Below are 22,337 nucleotides of genomic sequence, written 5' to 3' on the forward strand. Positions count from 1 at the left end.
CACGCGCTCAGGCGGCGGTATCGATCAGGAACGCGACCATCCGGTCGCAGACCCGCGAGAACATCTGCGTGCCCGTGACGGTTCGGCAGCCGCGGGCACGCGCCGCTTCGATGAACGGCGTGAGCGGCGGCTTCGTGACGACGTCGCAGACGAAGGTGGTGGCCGGCACGCGCGATACGTCGACGGGCGGCGGATCGTCCGCCCGCATGCCCATCGGCGACGCATTGACGATCACGTCGAACGATTCGGGCGCGACGTCCGCGGCGGCGACGCGCACCGTGCCGCGTTGCAGCGTCGCCAGCCGGTCGACCAGCGACGCGGTGCGGGCGGCATCGTTGTCGCGCACGTCGAGCGATGCGACGCCCGCCATCACCAGCGCATGGCCGATCGCCGAGCCTGCGCCGCCCGCGCCGACCAGCAGCGCGCGCTTGCCGCGCAGGTCGCAGCCTGCGTCGCCGAGCGCGGCGACGAAGCCGGTGCCGTCGAACATGCCGCCGTGCCAGCCACCGTCGGCGGTGCGGCGCAGCGTATTGGCCGCGCCGAGGAATGCTGCTTCGTCGGACAGGCTCGTGCAGAAGCCGGCGGCGCTGAATTTGTGCGGCACCGTGATGATCACGCCGTCGACGTTGCGCATCGGCGTGATGCCCGCGAAGAACGCCGCGAGATCGTCCGGCGCGACGTGCGCGGGGACGACCAGCGCGTCGAGTCCGGCCTCGCGCAGCGCGGCCGTCACGCCCTTGGGCGAACGGACCTGCGCGATCGGATCGCCGACGATGAAGTGGACACGGGTCGCACCGCTCAGGCCTTCGTCGAGCGAAACCGGGGTGGTCGGGGTCAAGGGGGCAATCATGCTGTTTTCATCTCCTGGGTGGAACCGGCTTCGTTGTGTACGATGCCGAGCAATTTCGCCTGGGTGGCGGGGTCCTGTTCGAGCGCGACCGCGCTGCTTTCGTGCGCGACGTGACCGTTGACGAGCACGTATGCGCGATCGGCGATCGGCAGCACCATGTCGGCCTGGTGCTCGACGATCACGACGCTCGCGCGCTCGCGTAGCTTGACGACCGCGTCGAGCACTTCCTGCACGACGGCGGGCGCGAGCCCTTCGAACGGCTCGTCGAGCAGGATGGCCTTCGCCGGCGCCATCAGCGCGCGGGCGATCGCCACCATCTGCCGTTCGCCGCCGGACAGGTGTTCGGCACGCGCATCCTTGCGCGCCGCGAGGCGCGGGAACAGCGTGAACATTTCGTCGACGCTCGCGCCGCCCTTGCGCGCGGCGAGCCGCAGGTTCTCGGCAACCGTGAGGTTGGGGAACAGCCGGCGGCCTTCGGGCACCATCGCGAGCCCGAGGCGATTGATCTCGTGCGCGGGGCGCCCGGTGATGTCGTGGCCGTCGAACACGATGCGCCCGGCCGTGACTTCGGCGACGCCGGTCGCGGCGCGCAACGTCGTCGTCTTGCCAACGCCGTTGCGGCCGAGGATCGCGATGACTTCGCCTTCGTGGAGCGTGAGGTCGATGCCGTCGAGGATCGTGTTGCCGGTGTAACCGGCCTTCACGCCTTCGAGGCGCAGCAGCGGGCGTCGCGCCGGCGCGGCTTCTTCGTGCTGCGCGCCGCGTCGTGCGGCCAGCCGCGCATCGACCGGCCGCTCGCCCTTCGCGTGGCCGAGATAGGCTTCGACCACCTCGGGATGGCGCGCGACTTCGGCAGGCGAGCCGTCCGCGATCAGCCGGCCGCGATGGAGCACGCTGACGCGATCGGAGATCGTCAGCACGCGATCGATGTCGTGCTCGATCAGCAGCACCGCATGATGGTTGGCCAGCTCGCGGATGATCGCCGCCACGCGCACGCGATCGGCCTCGGCAAGCCCCGCGAGCGGTTCGTCGAGCAGCAGCAGGCGCGCGCGGGTCGCGAGCGACAGCGCAATTTCGAGCAGGCGCTGCTCGCCATGCGACAGGCTTTCGCAGCCGTGCGCCGCGCGATCGTCCAGCCCGACCGCCGCGAGCAGCGACCAGGTCAGCGCATTCTGTTCGCCGAGCGTGTGCGCGTCGCGCCACATGCCGAGGCGATCGTGCTGCGCGGCCTGTACGGCCACGCGTACGTTCTCGAACACGGTGAGGTTGCGGAACACGCTGAGGATCTGGAACGAGCGGCTCATGCCGAGCCGCACGCGGCGAAACATCGCGAGCTTCGTCACGTCCCGGCCGTCGAACGTGATCGTGCCGGCCGTCGGCGACAGCACGCCCGTCAGCATGTTGAAGAACGTGGTCTTGCCCGCGCCGTTCGGGCCGATGAAGCTGTGCAGCCGGCGCGGATGGACGTCGAGGTCGATCTGTTCGGCGGTCACGAGCGAGCCGAAATGTTTCGACAGCCCGCGCACGCTCAGCACGGGCTTGTCGGAATCGGTGTCGATGCCGCCGGCGCGATACGGCGCGATCGTGTCGGGACGCGCGGGAATCGTGTCGCGCACGAGGGTCCAGCGCGGGCGTCGCAGCAACCGCTGCACGATGCCGTGGATACCCTCGGGCGAGAAGAACGCGAACGCGATGATGATCGGCGCGAAGATCAGCCACCAGTGCTCGGTCAGGCTGCTGAGCTTGTCCTCGAGCAGGATGAACGCGATCGCGCCCCACAGCGGCCCGAGAAACTGGTGGACGCCGCCGAGCACAGTCATCAACAGGCTGTCGCCCGCGTGCTCCCAGCTCAGGTTGTTCGCGTATGCGCCTTGCAGCATCAGGCACAGCAGGCCGCCTGCGTAGCCGATCACGGCGGCCGAGATCACGAACGCACGCAGCTTGAGCCGATACGTGTCGTAGCCGAGACTCGCCGCGCGCTGCTCGTTGTCGCGCAACGCCTGCAGCGCCCGCCCGAACGGCGCGTGCACGAGGCGCCACAGCAGATACGCGATGGCGATCACCGTCACGCACGCGAATACGTGGAAGCCGACGGTCGTCGGGAAAGTCGGGCGCGGCACGTTCTGCAGCCCGTTTTCGCCGCCGGTCACATCCGTCCACTTGAATGCGATCTCGAATGCGATCTGCGAACAGGCGAGGGTGAGCAAAGAGAAGTACAGCCCGCGCCGGCGCAACACGATCGCGCCGATCAGCGCGGCCAGCACGGTCGTCACGACCACGCTGGCCGCGAGCGCGAGCAGCTCGTTGCCGAGCACGCGCAGCAGCGACACGGCGACCAGGTACGTGGCCGTGCCGAAGAACACCGATGCGCCGAACGGCACGAGGCCCGTGTACGCGACCAGCAGGTTCACGCCCATTCCGTAGAGCGTGTAGATCGCGATCTGGGTCGCGCGCTCGAGCGGCGTGCCGGTCGCGGTGAGCGCGAGCGACACGAGGACGAGCGCGGTGGTCAGCACCGCGACAGGGTGGCGGGTCAGATAGTCGGGTTTCACTCGAAGCGCTCCCAGCGTTCACCAAACAGCCCGCGAGGGCGGACGAGAAGGACGAGTGCCATCAGCACGTACATGGCGACTGACGAGCCCTCCGGAAAGAACTGGACGGCCAGCGCGGTCACGATGCCGACCAGCAGGCCCGCGACCACGGCGCCGGCGAACGAGCCGAGCCCGCCGATCGTCACGATCACGAAGGCCGGCATCACGGCGGTCGTCGCCATCCCCGGCGTGACCGTGACGAGCGGCGCGGCGAGCACGCCGGCGGCGCCCGCGAGCAGTGCGCCGAGCGCGAAGGCGCCGGTCAGCACGCGCGGCAGGTTGATGCCGAGCAGCCCGACCATTTCCGGATCGCGGCTGCCGGCGCGCAGGATCCGCCCGTACGGCGTGTAGTTCATGAACCACCACAGCACGACGAGGATCGCGACCGTCGCGGCGAGCACGAACAGCCGGTACTTCGTGATCAGCAGCGGCCCGTACACGAGGAAGCCGTTGAGCATTTCGGGCGGGCTGAACGGCAGGCCGCCCGCGCCCCACACGAGGCGCACCAGCGCGGTCAGCAGCAGCGACAGCGCGAACGTGACGATCAGGCCGAGCAGTGGCTCCTTGCCGTACAGGCGTCGGATGAACACCAGTTCGATCAGCACGCCCACCGCCGCGACGAGCACCGGCGCGAGCACGACGGCGGCCCATCCGAACTGCGTCGACAGCGCGATCGCGAAATAGGCGCCGAGCGCGAACAGCGCGCCATGCGCGAAATTCACGATGCCGAGCAGCCCGCAGATGATCGACAGTCCGATCGCGAGCAATACATAGAGGAATCCCAGCACCAGTCCGTTGGCGACCTGGGACAACAACATTTCAGCCATGCCCTTACTCCAGAGTGCGGCCCGCCGCCGCCGCGCCGCGCCGCGTGGTGACGGGCGAGCGGCGGGCCGCGACGCGCGCGGGATACGCTTGGGGCCGTGTCGATTCGGGCGCCGCCGCCGCAGCGGCGGCGCGCGGGCTCAGCGCGCGGCCATCCGGCAGCCGATCTCCTGGCGTGTGCCGAACAGGCGGTCGAGCTCGGCGGGGTTCTGCGGCACGACGGAGATCGGGTCGAGCCAGTCCCATTTGTCCGCGATCCGGTCCTTCACCTTGAACACGCTCCAGCGCCGCAGCAGCTGGTGGTCCCACGGGCGGAAATTCGCGGGGCCGCTGCCGTCGGTGAGCTGAATGGTTTCCAGGCTCTGCACGATGTCCGCTCCGGACGTGCTCTTCGCGTGGTTGATCGCCTGCAGCAGCGCGCGCGCCGTGAACCAGCCGATCCAGGCCTTGTCGGCCGGCGGCTTGCCGTACTTCGCCGTGTACTTCCTGACGAACGCGACTTCTTCCGGCGAATGGCCCGGCGAGCTGAAATGCCACGGCTTGCCGTAGTAGCCGGTCGCCGCATCGGCGTTGATCGACCACAGATCCGAGTCGCCGATGATCGGGCACGCCACCGGGATCCGGCCTTTCATGCCCATTTCCGCGTATTGCTTCAGGAACGTCGACAGGTCGCCGCCCGGCAGGCCGAGCAGCACGACGTCGGGTTTCGACTGGCGGATCTTCAGGATGAACGAGCTGAAATCGGTGGTGTTGAGCGGTGTGACGTCGGCGCCGGTGATCGAGCCGCCCGACTGCTTCAGCAAATCCGACATCGCCCGCTGGATGTCCTGCCCGTACGCATAGTTCGCGACGAGGAAGTGCCATTTCTTGCCGATCGCGAGCAGCGACGGCGCGAGCGCGCGGCACGCGACGGGCGTCGGGCTCAGCACGCGGAACGTGTACGGGTTGCAGCTGCTGCCGGTGAGCTCGCGCGCCGCGGCGTTCGGTGCGATGTAGGGCGTCTTGGTGCGCCACGCGACCGACGACATCGCCAGCGACGTGCCGCTGTTCGTGCCGCCGATCACCGCGATCGCCTTGTCCTGCTCGACGAGCTTCTGCATGTTCTGCTGCGCCGACTGCGGATTCGGTTCGTCGTACCAGACGAGATCGACGCGCCGGTCGCGCGCCTGGTTGCCCGCGTCGTCGAGCGCGAGCTTGACGCCGTTCGCGATCACCTCGCCCTGTTCGGTCCACACGCCCTGCTTGGCCATCAGCAGGCCCAGCTTCAGCGGCTGCTCGCCCTGCGCGCGCACGATCGCCGGCGCGGCGAGCGCCGCCGCACCGCCCGCGAGCGCCTTGCCCGCGGTGACGAGCCACGCGCGGCGCGGCAACGCCGGGCTGTCGGGCGCGTCCGCCGGGTGGCTGGAAAGGGTGTCGTTCTGCTCGTGCTGGTCAGTCATGTGTCTGGCCTCCTGTTACCTGGTCAAGGTCGATTCCGCGCGGTCCTTGGGCAGGCCGCGCGACACGTGTCGAAATTTTTCGTGAATTCTGGTTTGAAGTGGAATAGCATTCAACAATCAAAGGAGATTTCAATAAATCGGGGTATTCACCCGGTCGGTCCGGAATGCGAACGACTCGACGCGATGCGGACGCCCCGAACAACGGAGATGAAGCGATGGCAAGAAGACGGCTGGTAGTGATCGGTGCAGGCGCAATCGGGCGGATGCACGTGGAGCGCGCACGAACGCATCCGCAGGTGGAAGTGGTGGCGATCGCCGATCCATCGCCGGCGGCCGAACAGTTCGCGCGTGCCGAGGGGGTACGCGGGTTCGCCGATTACGCGACGATGCTCGACGCGGTGCGCCCGGACGGCGCGATCGTCGCGACGCCGAATGCGACACATGTGGAGGTCGGCCATGCGTGCATCGCGCGCGGCGTGCCGGCGTTGATCGAGAAGCCGGTATCGGACAGCGTCGTGGCGGCAGCCGAGCTGGGACGCGCCGCACGCGAAGCCGGCGTGCCGCTGTTGGTCGGCCACCATCGCCGCCACAATCCGATCCTGCGGCGCGCGCGCGAGATCGTGCAGTCGGGGCGGCTCGGCAAGCCGGTCGCGGCCAATGCGCTCGCGACCTTCTACAAGCCCGACGCGTATTTCGAGGTCGAATGGCGCCGTCGCGCGGGCGGCGGCCCCGTGCTGATCAACCTGATCCACGACATCGACATCATGCGGTTCCTGCTCGGGGAGATCGTCGAGGTGCAGGCCCAGGCGTCCAATCGCGTGCGCGGCTTCGACGTGGAAGACACGGCCGCCGTGCTCCTTCGCTTCGACAGCGGCGCGCTCGGCACGCTGGCCGTGTCCGATTGCGCGGCGTCACCCTGGAACTGGGATCTCGCGGCGGGCGAGGCCTCGCACTATCCACGCCAGCAGGTGAACACGCATTTCCTCATCGGCACAGATGCCTCGCTCACGCTGCCGCAACTCGATCTGTGGGAATACCGCAGCGGGAAGGGCTGGCACGATCCGTTGACGGTCGAGCGCTGCACGCCGCATGGCGCCGATCCGTATCACGAGCAGTTGCGCCACTTCGCGGCGGTGATCGCGGGCGACGAGGCGCCGCTTTGTTCGGCCGACGACGCCGCGCGCACGCTCGCGGCGACGCTCGCCGTGCATCGTGCGGCCGCGACGCGCACGGGCGTTGTGCCCGCGGACGTCGCGGCATAGCCGCGGGGGCGTGCGCCGGCCTAGCGCTGGCGCCGGTAGAGCGCCACCGTCTGCCGCAGGCCGTCGTCGAGCGCGGTCCGCGGCAGGCCGGGCAGCAGGCGCCCGAGCGCGGGGTCGTCGGGGAACGCCGTCGCGATCGGCAGCGGCGGGCCGCCGGCATCGAGGTGCGCACCCGGCACGATGGCCGCGATCCGCTCGATCAGCGTGTTCACCGGGGTGATCTCGCCCGCGAGCGTGAACGCGTGCGCGCCGTCGATCTCGGCCAGCAGCGCGGCCTCGTAGGCGGCGGCGACGTCGTCGGCGAACACGAGGCCCGTCGTGCCGGTAAACGGAATCGTGTAGCGCTCGCCGCGCGCGGCCGCCCGGCACGCCAGGCTCGGCCCCGCGCTCGATCCGGTCTCGCGCCCGGCGCCATAGACGACGAGCGGACGGAAGCCCACGCTCGCGATCCCGTGGTCGTGCCAGTACGCGCGCGCCGATCCTTCGCACGCCAGCTTGAACGCACCGTAGTGGGTTTGCGGTAGCGGCACGGCGCCGTCGTCGGGGCCGAATACGCCGGCGCTGCTCGCATAGAGCACGCGTCGCAGCCCGGACGCGCGGGCGGCCTCGAATACGTTCAGCGTGCCGACCAGGTTGACTCGCGCGCCGCGCACGGGATCGGCCGCGCAGTCCGTCGTAAGGATGCCCGCGAGATGGATCGCCGCGTCGCAGCCGTCGAATGCGCGTGCCGTGGCGGCCGCGTCGGCGATGTCGCCGGTGCGCCACTGCACGGCCGCGGCCCGCTCTGGCGCGAGCGCCTCGACGAGGCGTGGGTTCGTGCGCACGTCGAAACTCACGCATTCCATGCCGCGCGCGAGCAGCCTCCTGATGATCCATGCGCCGAGAAAACCGCTGCCACCCGTTACCAGTACTCGCATTGCGCTGCCTCCCTTTCGTTAAAGTCTTTGCTAAACCCGATTTAGTGGAATAGTATTCCACTTCGAAAGTATATTCCATAGACGTCGCGATCGGGTCGCATCCGGCGTCGGAGACACTGAACGGGCAGATTGAACATGAAGCGTGAACCGATACTCGATTGCGACGTGCTGGTACTGGGCTCCGGTGCGGGCGGCCTCGCGGCGGCGGTCACGGCGGCGGCGCAGGGCCTGCGCGTGATCGTCGCCGAGAAGGAGGCCGTGTTTGGCGGCACGACCGCGTGGTCGGGCGGATGGATGTGGATTCCACGCAATCCGCTCGCGGCGCGGGCCGGCATTCGCGAGGACATCGAGGTGCCGCGCACGTATCTGAAGAACGAACTGGGCGCGCAGTTCGATGCGGCGAAGGCCGATGCGCTGCTTGAACGCGGCCCGGAGATGGTCGAATTCTTCGAGCGGAACACGGCCGTGCGCTTCGTCGACGGCAACCGCATTCCCGATTTCCACACCACGCCGGGTGCCGGCACGGGCGGGCGCTCGGTCTGCGCGATGCCGTTCGACGGTCGCGAGCTGGGCCCGCTGATCGACCGGTTGCGCGAGCCGCTGTCGGTGACGACGCTCAAGGGGATGGCGCTCGCGTCCGGCCAGGATCTCGCGCATTTCTATCGCGCCACGCGCTCGCTGAAGTCGGCGCTGCATGTCGGCCGCCGGCTGGCCGCGTTCGGGTGGCACAAGTTGCGCTACGGGCGCTCGATGCATCTGGTGAACGGCAATGCGCTCGTCGCGCGCCTGCTGAAATCGGCGGCCGATCGCGGGGTCGACCTGCGCACGAACGCGAAGGCGATCGGCCTGGTGCGCGACGACGCACGCGTGACCGGCGCACGCGTGGCGATCGACGGCATCGTGCACGAGGTGCGCGCGGCGCGCGGCGTCGTGCTGGCTTGCGGCGGTTTCCCGCACGATCAGGCGCGGCGCGCGCAGACGTTCGCCTATACGCCGTCGGGCCGCGAACACTGGTCGGCGGCGCCGCGTTGCAATACCGGCGACGGGATCCGGCTCGGCGAATCGATCGGCGCGCATTTCGACCGGTCGCTCGATGCGCCGGCCGCATGGGCGCCCGTCTCGCTGGTGCCGCAGCCGGGCGGCGATGCAGTCGCGTTTCCGCATCTGATCGAGCGCGCGAAGCCGGGCGCGATCGCGGTGACGTGCGCGGGCAAGCGCTTCGTGAACGAGGCGTCGTCGTATCACGACTTCATTTCCGCGCTGCTCGACACGACGCCGGCCGGTGAAGAAGTGTGCGCGTGGCTCGTTTGCGACCATCGCTTTCAGCGGCGCTACGGGCTCGGTTTCTCGAAGCCGTTTCCGTTCCCGACCGGCCCGTACCGGCGCTCCGGCTATCTCAAGCGCGGCGCGACGCTCGATGCGCTCGCGCGCGAATGCGGAATCGACGCAGCCTCGCTGGCGGACACGGTATCGGCCTACAACCAGTACGCGAAGCAAGGCTGCGATCCGGCGTTTCACAAGGGCTCGACACCGTACAACCGCGTGCAGGGCGACGCCGACCGGCAGCCGAACCCGTGTCTCGCGCCGATCGAAGCGGGGCCGTTCTATGCGGTGAAGCTGTTGCCCGGCAGCCTTGGCACGTTCGCGGGCCTGGCCACCGATCGCGATGCACGCGCGCTCGACTCAGCCGGCCGCGCCATCGCCGGCCTCTACGCGGTCGGCAACGATTCGGCCAGCATGATGGGCGGCTGCTATCCCAGCGGCGGCATCACACTCGGTCCGGCGATGACGTTCGGTTATCTCGCCGGCCTTTCTCTCGCCGACGCCGCGCCCGAACCCGCGCGTGCCGGCATCGATTCATCCTCGAGGACAATCCAATGACACTGTATGACGTAGTGACGCTCACGGTGAAGATCGGCGCGAACGCGCAGGTCTTCGAAGGGATTCAGGCCAGCGGCGATCCGCAGGGCGGCAAGCTGCTCGGCGCGTGGTATTCGGACATCGGCACGCTCGGCCAGGTGCTGGTGCTGCGCGGCTATGAATCGGAGGCCGCGCTCGTCGGCGAGCGCAAGCGGATGCTGCTCGAAGGCAACCCGTTCGGCTGCGGCGAATCCATCATCGACGTGAAGACGGCCAGCTATGCGCTGTTCCCGTTCCTGCCGCCGATCGAACCGGCCGTGCACGGCGGCATCTACGAGATGCGCGTGTACGGCACGAAGCTCGGCAGCCTGCAGCACACGATCGATGTATGGGAACAGGCGGTGCCGGAGCGCACCCGGCGCTCGCCGCTGGTCGGCGCGATGTATGCGCTCGACGGCGATACGCCGCGCTTCCTGAACATCTGGCCGTATGCGAGCGTGGACGAGCGTTCGCGCATTCGCGCCGAGGCGGTCAAGGACGGCATCTGGCCGCCGAAGGGCGGCCCGGCCCATCTCACGACCATGGAGTCGACGATCTGCGTGCCCGCGCCGTTCTCGCCGTTGCGCTGAACCTGCCCCGTGTTACGCCATGACGCTCAAGGAGACGATATGACCCAGCCTCAATCCCGCGCGCTGTCGCTGTCGGCGCTGACCGTGCTCGAACTGAGTCCGCCGCGGATGGTGCAATGCGCCGTCGACGCGGGCTACGACTACGTCGGCCTGCGACTGCTGCCGGCCACCGACACCGAGGTTCGCCACGAGATCATCGGCGATACGCGGCTCAAGCGCGAAACGCTCGCGGTCCTGCGCGATACCGGCATGCGCGTGCTCGACGTCGAGATCGTGCGGCTGAAGCCCGATACCGACGTGACGCACTACCTGCCGATGCTCGAAACGGCGGCGGAACTCGGCGCGCGCTACGTCCTCGTGGCCGGCAACGATCCCGACGAAGCGCGCACCATCGACCGGCTCGGCCGGCTGTGCGACCTGGCCGCGCCGCTCGGCCTGTTGCCGTCGCTGGAGCCGATGCCGTGGACCGACGTGAAGGACATCGGCGCCGGGGCGCGCATCGTCGACGCGTGCGGCCGGCGCAACACCGGGCTGATCGTCGACCCGATCCACTTCGATCGTGCTGGTTCGTCGCCCGACGCGTTGCGGGCGTTGCCGCACGCGTACTTCGGCTACGTGCAGTTCTGCGATGCGCCGGCCGAGCGGCCGACCGACGTCGATACGCTGCTGTTCCAGGCACGCTGCGCGCGGATGGTGCCGGGCGAGGGCGGGCTCGATCTCGCGGGCATCCTGCGCGCGCTGCCCGCTCACTTGCCAGTGAGCGTCGAGGTGCCGAACGAAGCGTGGGCGAAGACGACGCCGGCCGTCGAGCGGGCGCGCCGCTTGCGCGAGGCCACCGTTGCCGTGATCGACGCGGCGGCCGTGCCGGCCTGAGCACACGCCGGCCGCCTTCGCGACCCAACGGGCCCGATCGGCGCCAGGCATCGTGCCGGCGCGCGGATCGGGCATTCGACACGACGACAAGAACAACATTTCCGGAGACATCAGCATGACTTCCTCGCAGACGGCCCGAAAGCCGAAGCAGACTATTCAGGATCGCGAATCGAAAGACGCGCGCTCGCTCGACGTTCAACAGTTTCTCGATACGCGGCCGGTGGGCGCGTTCCAGTGGCTCGTGCTGTTGTTGTGCATGCTGATCGTGATGCTCGACGGGCTCGACACGGTGATGATCGGCTTCATCGCGCCGTCGATTTCCGGCGCGTGGTCGATTCCGCGCGACGCGCTGGGGCCGGTAATGAGCGGCGGCCTGCTCGGTCTCGCATTCGGCGCGCTCACGGCCGGCCCGATGTCCGACCGCTTCGGCCGCAAGACGGTGATGGTCAGCGCGGTGGCGTTCTTTGGCATCTGGAGCATTGCGTCGGCGTTTGCGACGGGCGTGGTGTCGCTGACGGTGCTGCGCTTTTTGACCGGCATCGGCCTGGGCGCGTCGATGCCGAACGCGGCCACGCTGATGGCCGAATATGCGCCGCCGCGGCGGCGCGCGCTGATGGTGACGGCCGTGTTCTGCGGCTTCACCTTCGGTGCGGCAGGCGGCGGCTTCGTGAGCGCGTGGCTGATCGAAACGTGGGGCTGGCATTCGGTTCTGCTGCTCGGCGGCGTGCTGCCGATTGCGTACGTGCCCATCCTCGTCAAATGGCTGCCGGAATCCGCGCGCTATCTCGCGCTGTCGGAGCAGCGCCGCGCACGGCTCATCGGCGTGCTGAACCGCGTGCAGCCCGGCGTTGCCGACGCGCGCACGCGCTTCGTGTCGGCCGAGCCGGTGCGCGATGCGCGCAGCCCCGTCCGCGCGATTCTGTCGCGCGAACATGCGTTCGGCACGGTGATGCTGTGGATCTGCTACTTCGCGGGCTTGCTGACCGTGTATCTGCTCGGCAACTGGTTGCCGACGCTGATCCGCGGGCTCGGGTTTTCGCTGGCCGAGGCCGCGATCGTCGGCGCGCTGTTCCAGGCGGGCGGCACGGTCGGCTCGCTGCTGATCGGCTGGCAGATGGACCGTTTCAATCCGCACGCGGCGCTTGGCGCGACCGTGCTCGCCGGCGGCGCGCTTGCCTGGTACATGGGCGTGTCGGCCCATCCGTTCACGGTGATCTGCGTACTGGCGTTCGGCATCGGCTACTGCATGAACGGTTCGAATACGGGCTTCTGCGCGCTGGCGGCCGGCTCCTATCCGACCGAGATGCGGGCCACCGGGACCAGCTGGATGCTCGGCGTCGGCCGTTTCGGCGGCATTGCGGGCGCGATGCTGGGCGCGGCCATGCTCCATGCGAACTGGAGCTTCGGCCAGGTCTTCGCGGCGCTTGCGGTGCCGGCGGCCGTGGGCGGCGCAGCGGTGCTGCTCAAGGGCGCGCGCCATCGCGGCACGTTCGTGGCCGTGAGCGGGGCGGCCGGCCATTGATGGCGGGCGCGGCGCCGCGGCCACGGTCTCGGCGCCGCGCAAATTCGCTTGAATTCCAGTATGGAATTATGTTCTTATTTGACATTCACCATACGGACGAGAAGGCGCCATGGCAGGAAATCTCGAGCGTGCGCTCGCAGTGCTGGAATTGCTGGCAAAGAACGGCGGCCGCATGCCGCTGGCCACCATTGCAGATACGCTGAACATTCCCCGCAGCGGCACGCATCGCCTGCTGTCGATGCTGATCGATGAAGGGTTCGTGCGTCAGGATGAAGAGCACGGCGAGTACATGCTGGCGCTGAAGCTGGTGTCGCTCGCGCTGATCTACCTGTCGACGAGCGGGGTGTTCGACATTTCCCAGCCGGTGCTCGATCGCCTGGCCGAGTCGTCCGGCGAACTGGCGCGGCTCGGTGTGGTCGAGGACGATCACATCACGTTCGTCGGCAAGGCGCAGGGTGCGAAATCCGGGCTGCGTTACGACCCGGACATGGGCAGCCAGCCGCCGCTGCATTGCACCGCGAGCGGCCAGGCATGGCTCGCGACGCTGCCCGACGAGCGCGCGATTGAGCTGGTGTCGAAGCAGGGCGGGCTCAGCGCGAAGACGCAGAACGTGCCGCGCGCGCCGAAGACCATCCAGCAATTCCTGAAGGACCTGAAGGGTGCGCGCGAGCGCGGCTACGGCGTGGCGATCGAGACGTACGAGATCGGTATGACGTCGATCGCGGCAGCGGTGCGTAATCCCGTGACGAACGAAGTAGTCGGCATCGTGAGCCTCGCCGGCCCGACAAGCCGCTTGCCGGAATCCCGGCTGAAAGAGCTCGCACCGCTGTTGCTCGCCTCTGCGGCTGACATGAGCGCGGCCACGCTTGGTTCGCCCTGGTTCAAGCGGACGGCACTGGCGTCGACGCAAGCCTCACCGATTGCGACTGCGAAGGCGGCACCGCGCGGGCGCTCGTCGAAGCGTTAGGGGGCTTCGCAAAGCGGCGTTGCACCGGCTGCGCGCTGGTGCATGGCCGCCGCATTCGAATGTTGACCATCATCGATATGTGGAACCGGGCGTGCCGGCACATCGAGGTCGACTTCTCGCTGACGGGTGTTCGCGTGACGCGTGTGCTCGAGCAGTCGCGGCAGCGAGGACGGCGCCCCAATCTGATTCAGGTGGATAACGGCCCGGAGTTCGTCAGCAGGGCGCTCGACGCCTGGGCACACGAGCACGGCGTAAAACCGCAGTTCATTCGGCCCGGCAAACCGGTGGAGAACGCTCACATCGAGAGCTTCAACGGCCGATTGCGTGAAGAGTGTTTGAATCAGCATGCGTTCGTCAGTCTCGACGATGTACGCAGGCGAATCGAAGCGTGGCGCGCGACTACAACTCGGTGCGTCCGCATAGTGCGTTGGGGCAATTGGCGCCGGACCAATTCGGGCAATTGCATCAACCGAAACCAACGCTCGAACATCTGCCTTAGCTCATTGCGCACTTTCAGCGGCGCACCCATGCCTTCGAGCGGACGCAATTCTTCGAATCCTGCCACGACTCCCCCGTTCTAGTGCCGATGCCACACATGTTACGCCACACATGTGCCAAATCCTGACAGTGTCAAAATCGCGGAGCGTTCAACGCTCGATAAAATGACTACTGACTGACCACTCGCGACGAGGGAGTCTTTGCGCGTCGCTCGCAATGCGGACGCGCCCTGACGCACCTTGACGCCTACGAGGAGCGACCATGCAAAAAGCGACCACCGGGGACGGTCACTCGGCACCCACTGCGTATGCGGCGCTGCTGCTCGTGGCTGCGCGCATCGGTGCATTCTTGATCGAGAACGACCGCGGCTAAGCACCTGGTAGATCTTTGCTTGCCGCAAAGCAACTGAGGGCGGCTTACGCACGGCGAACTTGTAGTCGCAATGCAGTCCACACAGTGGCGCTGTTTCCGCTGAGTGTGCTTCATGGATTCGCTGCTATCGTGGGACTCAGTTTGAGCGATCATCCAGCACACCGGATAGAGAAGCGCAATAACGCCAACGAAACGGAGCGCCAAATGACCAAACGATCAACGCTGGTTCGAATGACGGTTCGCAATATCGGCTGCATTGGCAATGAGGGAGTGACAATCGAACTTGACGACATCGTCTGCCTCGTCGGGCGAAATAACTCTGGCAAATCGACGGTACTACGCGCGTACGAGCTTGCCAAAGGGACGCAGACCTTCAGCATTGGCCGGGACAGATGCCAGGCGGCTACTCCTGAGCAGGCGTCTGAGGTAGAGATTGAGGCTCACATCCCCGAGGGTATTGGTAACGTACACGAAAAATGGAAAATCGAAAGGGATGGTTTGCTGATCGTCAGGAGCCGCTGGCAGTGGAAGGCGCCTGAATTTGAGCGAGTGCGGAGCACCTGGGATCCGGAAGTCAATGATTGGGCTGAAGACGGCAAGGCGGGCGGCGCCGATCCGGTTTTTAATTCACGATTGCCGCGCGTGCTTCGCATTGGATCGCTTGATGATGCAGAGAGCACCGAAAAACTTCTGCTGACCTTGGCTCTCACCCCATTGCTTTCAATGATCGAGAAAGAGCGAACTAGTGCTGAGTCTGCGCTGGGGAAAGCCCTGGGTGATGTGATTACCCAGATTAACTCGTTAAGCGCGGCCCATGAAGAGCATTTCAATCAAATCGCCAGCCACGTATCGGCCGGCTTCAAGGGCGTTTTCCCAAATCTCGACGTCCGGCTCAATGTGGCGACGGCCCCTTGGGCGCCGAAGATCGACGGGCTCGTTAAGGAGGGGTCCGGACTGCGGATTCGCGATGGGAAACACGATACGGCCTTGGTTCAGCAGGGAACGGGGGCTCGTCGAGCGCTGTTTTGGGCCATGCTGCAGGTCCACAATGAACTCGCGCATGACAAGGAAGTGCGTGATGCATATCGCAAGAAGCTCGACAAAGAGCGAGCGGAAGTCGTCAAGGCTCAGAAGAAGGTCGGCGCGGATCCACAACAGCTGGCCGAGATCGATGCGCGCATCGCCGCTTTCGATGCCGGTGGTGCCATTCCGGAGAGCCCGGATGATCCTGCGTTCCCCGGCTATCTGCTGTTGATCGATGAGCCGGAAAATGCTCTTCATCCATTGGCAGCTCGGGCGGCTCAACGCCACCTATATAGACTAGCGGAAAGTGCCGACTGGCAGGTTATGCTAACAACGCATTCGCCGTATTTCGTCAATCCGCTCGTTGATCACACAACAATCGTGCGACTCGAGAGAGCCACCGATCCTCATGACGCGCACATCACCCCCAGGACATACCGCTCGGATTCGATCGAGTTCGAGGGCGATGCAAAACGTCGCCTACAGGCGCTACAGCATATTGACCCGAGTTTGGCAGAGATCTTCTTCGGCTCCTACCCGATTCTCGTCGAAGGCGACACCGAGCACGCGGCGTTTATAGCGTCAATTGTCGAGAGAGAGCATGAACTTGCCGATCGGGTGACCATCGTTCGCGCTCGGGGCAAAGCAATTCTGGTGCCGTTGATCAACATCCTCCGTCATTTCAAGATTGACTTCGGGATCGTCCACGACTCGGACTCGCCGTTCCGCAAGGATGGTGGTGCGAACGGCATGTGGTCAGAAAACAGCAAGATTCGTGAAGCGGTTCAACGAGCGCGTGCGGAAGGGATGACGGTGCGGCATCGAGTCAGCATTCCGGATTTCGAGCGCTTCTTGGAGGCCGACGAAGCGTTGAAAGACAAGCCGTTGAACGCCTATATCAACGTCGCAGATGATGCGGAGCTTGGCTCGAAGGTGCAAGCATTGCTCCGGGATCTCTTGGAAGGAGGGCAGCATGATCCAGTTGTCCTTCACGGTCCGGATAAGGATTACGCGACAGTGCTCCACGGGGTCGTGTTGGATTGGGCTGCAGAGCAAGGACTTCACGAGGATCCGCGCTTCGCCGGTAAGGCGTAGAGATGGCGAACGAATCGCGCCCAAAGCCGACTTATTTGGATACGGAACCTTATCAAGACAGCACGATTGCCCAGTTAACCTCGACCTCTCCTGAATGAGTGACCGCGACCACGGCCGGTGCCAGCGCGTTCCGGAGGGGGGCGGGCATTTTTGACCCTGAACCAGAATCAGTCGCGGTCGGAAGTGGAGATTTCCGGCTTGGTTGGGTTGTCAGGCGAGGGGGATTCCCTTGAGGTGTTCGGTAATAGCGTGGTCGCTACGGCACTGCTCGTAGCTGCCACATCACGCGTGTATTAGGGCGGTGGAGGGGTAGTCTACGCGGGATGATAGTTTTTATCAATAACGTGACGGTCATTAATCTTAATTATCAATTGCATGGGGCTGGTCCTTTGACCGTTCTGAATCGTCTTAAGCAACTTGGAGCCCGCAGCGAATGTGCGAGCGCGGCGCGAGTGCGTTTCGCGCGCGACGTGATGTTCAGGTGCGTGAAGGTCCGATCAGGCGTCGTGATTTCGCAATGACCGCTTGATCGTTCCTGGCGCATCAGCTCAAGCCGATGCGAGCAATGTCAGAGCGAGAAACCCTTTCCTGAAGCATGAGCATGGCTGAGAACATCGCCCAAACCGTGATTCGCCGCACCGACTACACGTCGCCGGCCTTCCTCATCGATTCCGTCGCGCTCGAATTCGATCTCGCGCCGGCCCGCACGATCGTCAGGAATACGATCCGCGTGCGCCGCAACCCGGACGCGGCCCGTGCCCCGCATCTGGAACTGATGGGCGAAGCGCTCGAATTCCTCGGCGCACATCTCGACGGCGCGCCGTACGGTGCGGTGCGTGCGCACGAACACGGGCTGACGGTCGAAAACGTGCCCGATGCATTCGAGCTGACGCTCGACAGCGCGTGCGCGCCGGACCAGAACACGACGCTGTCCGGTCTCTACGTGTCGAGCGGCAACTTCTTCACGCAGTGCGAAGCCGAAGGTTTCCGCCGCATTACCTACTTCCTCGATCGCCCGGACGTGATGGCGTCGTACACCGTCACGCTGCGCGCCGACAAGACCGCGTATCCGGTGCTGCTGTCGAACGGCAACCTCGTCGATTCCGGCGAGCTGCCCGACGGCCGCCACTTCGCGAAGTGGGAAGACCCGTTCAGGAAGCCGAGCTACCTGTTCGCGCTCGTCGCGGGCAAGCTCGTCGCGATCGAGGAGAAGATCACGATCGGCTCCGGCAAGGAAAAGCTGCTGCAGGTCTGGGTCGAACCGGCCGATCTCGACAAGACTCGTCATGCGATGGATTCGCTGATCCACTCGATCCGCTGGGACGAGAAGCGCTTCGGCCTCGCGCTCGATCTCGACCGCTTCATGATCGTCGCGGTCGGCGACTTCAACATGGGCGCGATGGAGAACAAGGGGCTCAACATCTTCAACACGAAGTACGTGCTGGCGAACCCCGAGACCGCGACCGACACCGACTTCGCGAACATCGAATCGGTGGTCGGCCACGAGTACTTCCACAACTGGACCGGCAATCGCGTGACCTGCCGCGACTGGTTCCAGCTGAGCCTGAAGGAAGGCCTGACCGTGTTCCGCGACCAGGAATTCTCGGCCGACATGGCCGCGGGCGACGCCGTCGAATCGGCGGCGCGCGCGGTCAAGCGCATCGAGGACGTACGCGTGCTGCGTCAGCTGCAGTTCGCCGAGGACGCGGGCCCGATGGCGCACCCGGTGCGCCCGGAAAGCTACGTCGAGATCAACAACTTCTACACGATGACCGTCTACGAGAAAGGCTCGGAAGTCGTGCGGATGTACCAGACGCTGTTCGGCCGCGACGGCTTCCGCAAGGGGATGGACCTGTACTTCAAGCGCCACGACGGTCATGCCGTGACGTGCGACGACTTCCGTCACGCGATGGCCGACGCGAACGGGCGCGACCTCGCGCAGTTCGAGCGCTGGTACAGCCAGGCCGGCACGCCGCGCGTGTCGGTGCGCACGGCGTACGACGCAGCCGCGCGCCGCTATACGGTCACGCTCGCGCAAGGCTACGGCGATACGTCGGCCGCCGCGCGCGACACGCAGCAGGGGCCGCTGCTGATCCCGTTCGCGATCGGCCTGATCGGTCGCGACGGCCGCGACCTGCCGTTGCAGCTCGACGGTGAAGCGGCCGCAGCGGGCACGACGCGCGTGCTCGACTTCACCGATGCCGAGCAAACGTTCACGTTCGTCGACGTGCCGGAGCAGCCGCTGCCGTCGCTGCTGCGCAATTTCTCGGCGCCCGTGATCGTCGAGTACGACTATAGCGACGACAGCCTCGCGTTCCTGCTCGCGCACGACAGCGACCCGTTCAACCGCTGGGAAGCCGGCCAGCGCCTCGCGACGCGCGCGCTGCTGACGCTCGCCGCGCGCGCCGCCGCGAACGAGCCGCTCACGCTCGGCGAGAACTTCGTCGCCGCGTTCCGCCGCGTGCTGACCGACGCGAGCCTGTCACCCGCGTTCCGCGAACTCGCGCTGACGCTGCCGTCGGAAACCTACCTGGCCGACCAGATGGCCGAGGCCGATCCGGCCGCCGTGCACCGCGCACGCCAGTTCGTGCGCCGTCAGCTCGCGACCGCGCTGCGCGCCGAGTGGCTCGCCGCGTACGAGCAGCAGCAGACGCCGGGCGCCTACGAGCCGACGCCCGAAGCGTCCGGCCGCCGCGGGCTGAAGAACCTCGCGCTGGCGTATCTCGCCGAACTCGAGGATCCGGCCGACGGCGTGCGCATCGCGACCGCGCAGTACGACGCCGCGAACAACATGACCGATCGCGCCGCCGCGCTCGGCGCGCTGCTGTCGGCGGCGGCCTCGGGCGCGAACGAGGCGGCCGACCATGCGCTGGCCGACTTCTACCGCCGCTTCGAGAAGGACGCGCTCGTGATCGACAAGTGGTTCGCGATGCAGGCCGCCCAGCGCGGCACGTCGGCCCAGCCGACGCTCGCGAAGGTCCGCAAGCTGATGGCGCATCCCGCGTTCAACCTGAAGAACCCGAACCGCGCGCGCTCGCTGATCTTCAGCTTCTGCGCAGCGAACCCCGCGCAATTCCACGCGGCAGACGGCTCCGGTTACGCGTTCTGGGCCGAACAGGTGCTCGCGCTCGACGCGATCAACCCGCAGGTCGCCGCGCGCCTCGCACGCTCGCTCGAACTGTGGCGCCGCTTCACGCCGGCGCTGCGCGACCGGATGCGCGAAGCGCTCGAGCAGGTCGCCGCCGGAGCGAAATCGCGCGATGTGCGCGAAATCGTCGAGAAGGCATTGGCTTGACGGTTGGACGCGACGGCGATTTCAATTGATCCGGTGGTGCGGGATTCCATGCGTCTTGCAGATAGATGGCCAATGCCGAAGGCGGCGGTCACCTATCCGCCTATCATGCGCGGAGCATTTGCTATCGAATGGATTCCTCTATGAGCGAAGACGCCGGCGCCTCGAATCGGTCGCGACAGACGTGACGCAATGTCGGACAGCTCCGCTCTGTATTGCCGACGCGATCACGTGGTCATACTAATTTCAATTCGGAAGATTTCAATTCGTATGTCGAATTTATCGATGTAACGACGACGCGATTCCGAATAAAAATACTTTCCGTACTTCTTGCGCGAGATCGTACCGCTTATCGTGCTGGTTTTCTTTGCGCGCGTGTCAGAAGCTGTTGCGCCGGGATTTATGCGTTCCTAATTCGCCATATTAATTGAAACGTAATATCTCGGGGGCGGTAGGAAATTATGTCTCAACAGAAGTGAAAACCGCCAAAAAAAAGAAATTCATTCTAAATTGGCGTCGCTATGATGGTGTCATCTTGTGGACGAACGCTTGAAGTTGATCCGGTCAGATCACGGGGCGGTAGCCGGTCAATTCTTACGATCTCCATGTATCGCAGGACGTGGGACGGAGCAACGCAAATGGCTAGCTTTATCGATGATCTCTTGCGGGGCTATGCCGACCTCCGCCGTGTTCTCACCCGGGAGTTGAGCGCTGACGATGCCGCCGATATTGCGCAGTCGTCCTTTGAGCAGGTGCTCCGTTATGCCGGTCAGAGCCAGGTCGAATCGCCGGCCGGCCTGCTGTTCGCCATCTCGCGCAACCTGCAGATCGATTTCGCTCGACGCAAGAAGCGTCTGCCGCACCAGTCGCTCGACGAGGTCGACGGACTGGCCGAACAGTTGCCCGTATCCGAACTGACGCCGGAGCGACGCTATGCTGGGCGCCAGCGGATGGAGATCCTTGGCAAGGCGCTGGATGCCTTGCCGCCCCGTTGCAGGGAGGCATTCGTGTTGTGCAAGTTGCACGGTCTTTCGTATGACGAGACTGCGCAGGAGATGGGAATCAGCACCACCGTCGTGCGCAAGTACCTGGTCCAGGCGATGAAAGAGTGCAGAACCGCGTTGCTGTAGAATGAATCATTCGATTCGCTACGGATTGTGCCATTTTCAACGATGACATGGACCGAGTCGCAAAAGGACGAAGCCGACGAACTCCTCGTAACGATCAATTTTGGTCGGGGCGAGGAGCGAACCCTTGCGCGTGCTGCGCTCCAGCGCTGGGCTGGAGACGATCCGAAACGTCTGGCGTATATCGCCGAGCATATGAGCGTCGACCGCGAGGTTGACACTTTCGTGCACGAACTGCGCAGTCGCTACAGGCGTCATCTTTCGCCTTCCCGGGAAGCAGTCGCGCGACGCGCGACGAGATGGCCCGCAATCGCGGGTGCAATCGGTTTCAGTGCGTGCGCATTGGCAGTGGCCGCATGGGCAGTCAATCCGGTACTGTCGGAGCAGCGTTTTTCGTCGGCTGTCGGTGAACAGGTCGACGCCGCTCTGGATGACGGCAGCCATGTGCGCCTCAACACCGGGACGTCGATACAGTTTGTCAATCGGCTCCGGTCCCGCGAAGTGACGATGCTGGAGGGCGAGGCGCTCTACGCCGTCAAGCACGATTCCCTGCGTCCCTTTCATGTGATTGCGGGGGCGACCGATATCCGCGACGTCGGCACGCGCTTCTCCGTACGCCTTCGTCCCGCCGATGTGGACGTCGCTGTACTGGAAGGGCGCGTCGCGATGTCGCTCCGCTCGGGCGGCCCTGTCGTCGATCTCGACGCGAACGAAGCGGCGAGGGCAACCGGAACGCAGATCGTCGAAGTATCCGACAGCCAGGAATTCGACGCGATGGTGAGCTGGAAGGATCGGCGCCTGCAATTCAACGGCACGCCGCTGTCCGGCGTCGTACACGAATTGCAGCGCTACCGAGTCGCCCGCATTGTGCTTGCGGATAACGTCGCGGCGCGGTTTCGCGTGACGGGCGGGTTTTCAATTTCGGATCCCGATGTTCTGCTGAGATCGTTGCCAATGGTCGCCCCCGTGACGGTGAAGTTTCAGCCGGACGGGACAGCCGTGATTGCATCGCGTCGATAGCGTCGCTGTCCTGTGTTGTCGAAAACGTCGATTACGGCGCCGTCAATGCCCGCGTCTGACATGGCAACTCCGGCGGTACACGTCATCGCATAACAGAAACGCTACAAAGTTATTTCGTTCTACAAATAGACAAGCCTGTCCGTCGATCGGTCCTGTTCCGAAGCCGTCGTTGCGC

16 protein-coding genes are annotated in these 22,337 nt (G+C 65.7%); 11 read left to right on the top strand and 5 right to left on the bottom strand.

Annotated features, from left to right (window positions below; translation table 11 throughout):
• Positions 1 to 7: 7 nt before the first annotated feature.
• From ACT2FV_RS01490 to ACT2FV_RS01505, 4 genes are all read right to left on the bottom strand, one after another.
• Entirely contained in the window at positions 8 to 850 is an 843-nt protein-coding gene (locus ACT2FV_RS01490; RefSeq protein ID WP_444503031.1) for a shikimate dehydrogenase family protein, read from the bottom strand.
• The gene (locus tag ACT2FV_RS01495) at positions 847 to 3,402 is read right to left on the bottom strand and encodes a branched-chain amino acid ABC transporter ATP-binding protein/permease (RefSeq protein WP_151049788.1); all 2,556 of its coding nucleotides are present in this window, start codon (positions 3,400 to 3,402) and stop codon (positions 847 to 849) included. The genes ACT2FV_RS01490 and ACT2FV_RS01495 overlap by 4 nt, the downstream gene beginning before the upstream one ends.
• Positions 3,399 to 4,268 (bottom strand): branched-chain amino acid ABC transporter permease, encoded by an 870-nt coding sequence (locus ACT2FV_RS01500; protein WP_444503032.1) that lies wholly within the window; start codon positions 4,266 to 4,268, stop codon positions 3,399 to 3,401. The genes ACT2FV_RS01495 and ACT2FV_RS01500 overlap by 4 nt, the downstream gene beginning before the upstream one ends.
• 138 nt (positions 4,269 to 4,406) lie before the next feature.
• A complete protein-coding gene (locus tag ACT2FV_RS01505) occupies positions 4,407 to 5,705 on the bottom strand; it encodes an ABC transporter substrate-binding protein (RefSeq protein WP_444503033.1) in 1,299 nt (432 codons plus the stop codon).
• Between the two features lie 215 nt (positions 5,706 to 5,920).
• Here ACT2FV_RS01505 and ACT2FV_RS01510 point away from each other — a divergent pair, with 215 nt between their 5' ends.
• On the top strand, positions 5,921 to 6,967 hold the full coding sequence (locus ACT2FV_RS01510) for a Gfo/Idh/MocA family oxidoreductase (protein ID WP_444503034.1): 1,047 nt from the start codon (positions 5,921 to 5,923) through the stop codon (positions 6,965 to 6,967).
• Positions 6,968 to 6,987: 20 nt separating this feature from the next.
• Here the strand turns inward: ACT2FV_RS01510 and ACT2FV_RS01515 are convergent, their stop codons facing one another.
• Positions 6,988 to 7,884, bottom strand: a complete 897-nt coding sequence (locus tag ACT2FV_RS01515; protein WP_444503035.1) for an NAD-dependent epimerase/dehydratase family protein — start codon at positions 7,882 to 7,884, stop codon at positions 6,988 to 6,990.
• Positions 7,885 to 8,019: 135 nt separating this feature from the next.
• On the opposite strand from ACT2FV_RS01515, the gene ACT2FV_RS01520 reads away from it, so the two are divergent.
• The 10 genes from ACT2FV_RS01520 (at position 8,020) to ACT2FV_RS01565 (ending at position 22,162) form a co-directional block, all read left to right on the top strand.
• Positions 8,020 to 9,765 carry an FAD-dependent oxidoreductase gene (locus tag ACT2FV_RS01520; RefSeq protein WP_444503036.1) on the top strand — a complete coding sequence of 582 codons (1,746 nt, stop codon included), beginning with the start codon at positions 8,020 to 8,022 and terminating at the stop codon, positions 9,763 to 9,765.
• Positions 9,762 to 10,373: an NIPSNAP family protein gene (locus ACT2FV_RS01525; protein ID WP_059600129.1), complete on the top strand. Its 612-nt coding sequence runs from the start codon at positions 9,762 to 9,764 to the stop codon at positions 10,371 to 10,373. The genes ACT2FV_RS01520 and ACT2FV_RS01525 overlap by 4 nt, the downstream gene beginning before the upstream one ends.
• A 39-nt stretch (positions 10,374 to 10,412) precedes the next feature.
• Positions 10,413 to 11,246, top strand: a complete 834-nt coding sequence (locus ACT2FV_RS01530) for a sugar phosphate isomerase/epimerase family protein (RefSeq protein ID WP_059600128.1) — start codon at positions 10,413 to 10,415, stop codon at positions 11,244 to 11,246.
• Between the two features lie 115 nt (positions 11,247 to 11,361).
• A complete protein-coding gene (locus ACT2FV_RS01535; protein ID WP_444503037.1) occupies positions 11,362 to 12,768 on the top strand; it encodes an MFS transporter in 1,407 nt (468 codons plus the stop codon).
• Positions 12,769 to 12,877: 109 nt separating this feature from the next.
• Positions 12,878 to 13,735: an IclR family transcriptional regulator gene (locus ACT2FV_RS01540; RefSeq protein WP_059600127.1), complete on the top strand. Its 858-nt coding sequence runs from the start codon at positions 12,878 to 12,880 to the stop codon at positions 13,733 to 13,735.
• Between the two features lie 77 nt (positions 13,736 to 13,812).
• Positions 13,813 to 14,316, top strand: a complete 504-nt coding sequence (locus ACT2FV_RS01545) for an integrase core domain-containing protein (protein WP_444503888.1) — start codon at positions 13,813 to 13,815, stop codon at positions 14,314 to 14,316.
• 373 nt (positions 14,317 to 14,689) lie between these two features.
• Positions 14,690 to 16,723: an ATP-dependent nuclease gene (locus tag ACT2FV_RS01550; protein WP_444503038.1), complete on the top strand. Its 2,034-nt coding sequence runs from the start codon at positions 14,690 to 14,692 to the stop codon at positions 16,721 to 16,723.
• A gap of 601 nt (positions 16,724 to 17,324) precedes the next feature.
• Entirely contained in the window at positions 17,325 to 20,018 is a 2,694-nt protein-coding gene (pepN, locus tag ACT2FV_RS01555) for an aminopeptidase N (RefSeq protein ID WP_444503039.1), read from the top strand.
• Positions 20,019 to 20,653: 635 nt separating this feature from the next.
• On the top strand, positions 20,654 to 21,145 hold the full coding sequence (locus tag ACT2FV_RS01560; protein ID WP_444503040.1) for an RNA polymerase sigma factor: 492 nt from the start codon (positions 20,654 to 20,656) through the stop codon (positions 21,143 to 21,145).
• 42 nt (positions 21,146 to 21,187) lie between these two features.
• Complete coding sequence (locus tag ACT2FV_RS01565; protein ID WP_444503041.1) at positions 21,188 to 22,162, top strand: FecR family protein; 975 nt, start codon at positions 21,188 to 21,190, stop codon at positions 22,160 to 22,162.
• The last annotated feature ends 175 nt before the right edge of the window (positions 22,163 to 22,337 follow it).

Origin of the sequence: Burkholderia sp. PR2 (assembly GCF_052372875.1) — a bacterium.
GTDB classification, from domain to species: Bacteria; Pseudomonadota; Gammaproteobacteria; order Burkholderiales; family Burkholderiaceae; genus Burkholderia; species Burkholderia diffusa.

Coding starts and splice junctions, on each gene's coding strand:
- pepN (WP_444503039.1), top strand. CDS start 17,325: ATGGCTGAGAACATCGCCCAAACCGTGATTCGCCGCACCGACTACACG.
- ACT2FV_RS01515 (WP_444503035.1), bottom strand. CDS start 7,884: ATGCGAGTACTGGTAACGGGTGGCAGCGGTTTTCTCGGCGCATGGATC.
- ACT2FV_RS01525 (WP_059600129.1), top strand. CDS start 9,762: ATGACACTGTATGACGTAGTGACGCTCACGGTGAAGATCGGCGCGAAC.
- ACT2FV_RS01505 (WP_444503033.1), bottom strand. CDS start 5,705: ATGACTGACCAGCACGAGCAGAACGACACCCTTTCCAGCCACCCGGCG.
- ACT2FV_RS01530 (WP_059600128.1), top strand. CDS start 10,413: ATGACCCAGCCTCAATCCCGCGCGCTGTCGCTGTCGGCGCTGACCGTG.
- ACT2FV_RS01520 (WP_444503036.1), top strand. CDS start 8,020: ATGAAGCGTGAACCGATACTCGATTGCGACGTGCTGGTACTGGGCTCC.
- ACT2FV_RS01510 (WP_444503034.1), top strand. CDS start 5,921: ATGGCAAGAAGACGGCTGGTAGTGATCGGTGCAGGCGCAATCGGGCGG.
- ACT2FV_RS01545 (WP_444503888.1), top strand. CDS start 13,813: ATGTGGAACCGGGCGTGCCGGCACATCGAGGTCGACTTCTCGCTGACG.
- ACT2FV_RS01490 (WP_444503031.1), bottom strand. CDS start 850: ATGATTGCCCCCTTGACCCCGACCACCCCGGTTTCGCTCGACGAAGGC.
- ACT2FV_RS01540 (WP_059600127.1), top strand. CDS start 12,878: ATGGCAGGAAATCTCGAGCGTGCGCTCGCAGTGCTGGAATTGCTGGCA.
- ACT2FV_RS01500 (WP_444503032.1), bottom strand. CDS start 4,268: ATGGCTGAAATGTTGTTGTCCCAGGTCGCCAACGGACTGGTGCTGGGA.
- ACT2FV_RS01565 (WP_444503041.1), top strand. CDS start 21,188: ATGACATGGACCGAGTCGCAAAAGGACGAAGCCGACGAACTCCTCGTA.
- ACT2FV_RS01560 (WP_444503040.1), top strand. CDS start 20,654: ATGGCTAGCTTTATCGATGATCTCTTGCGGGGCTATGCCGACCTCCGC.
- ACT2FV_RS01535 (WP_444503037.1), top strand. CDS start 11,362: ATGACTTCCTCGCAGACGGCCCGAAAGCCGAAGCAGACTATTCAGGAT.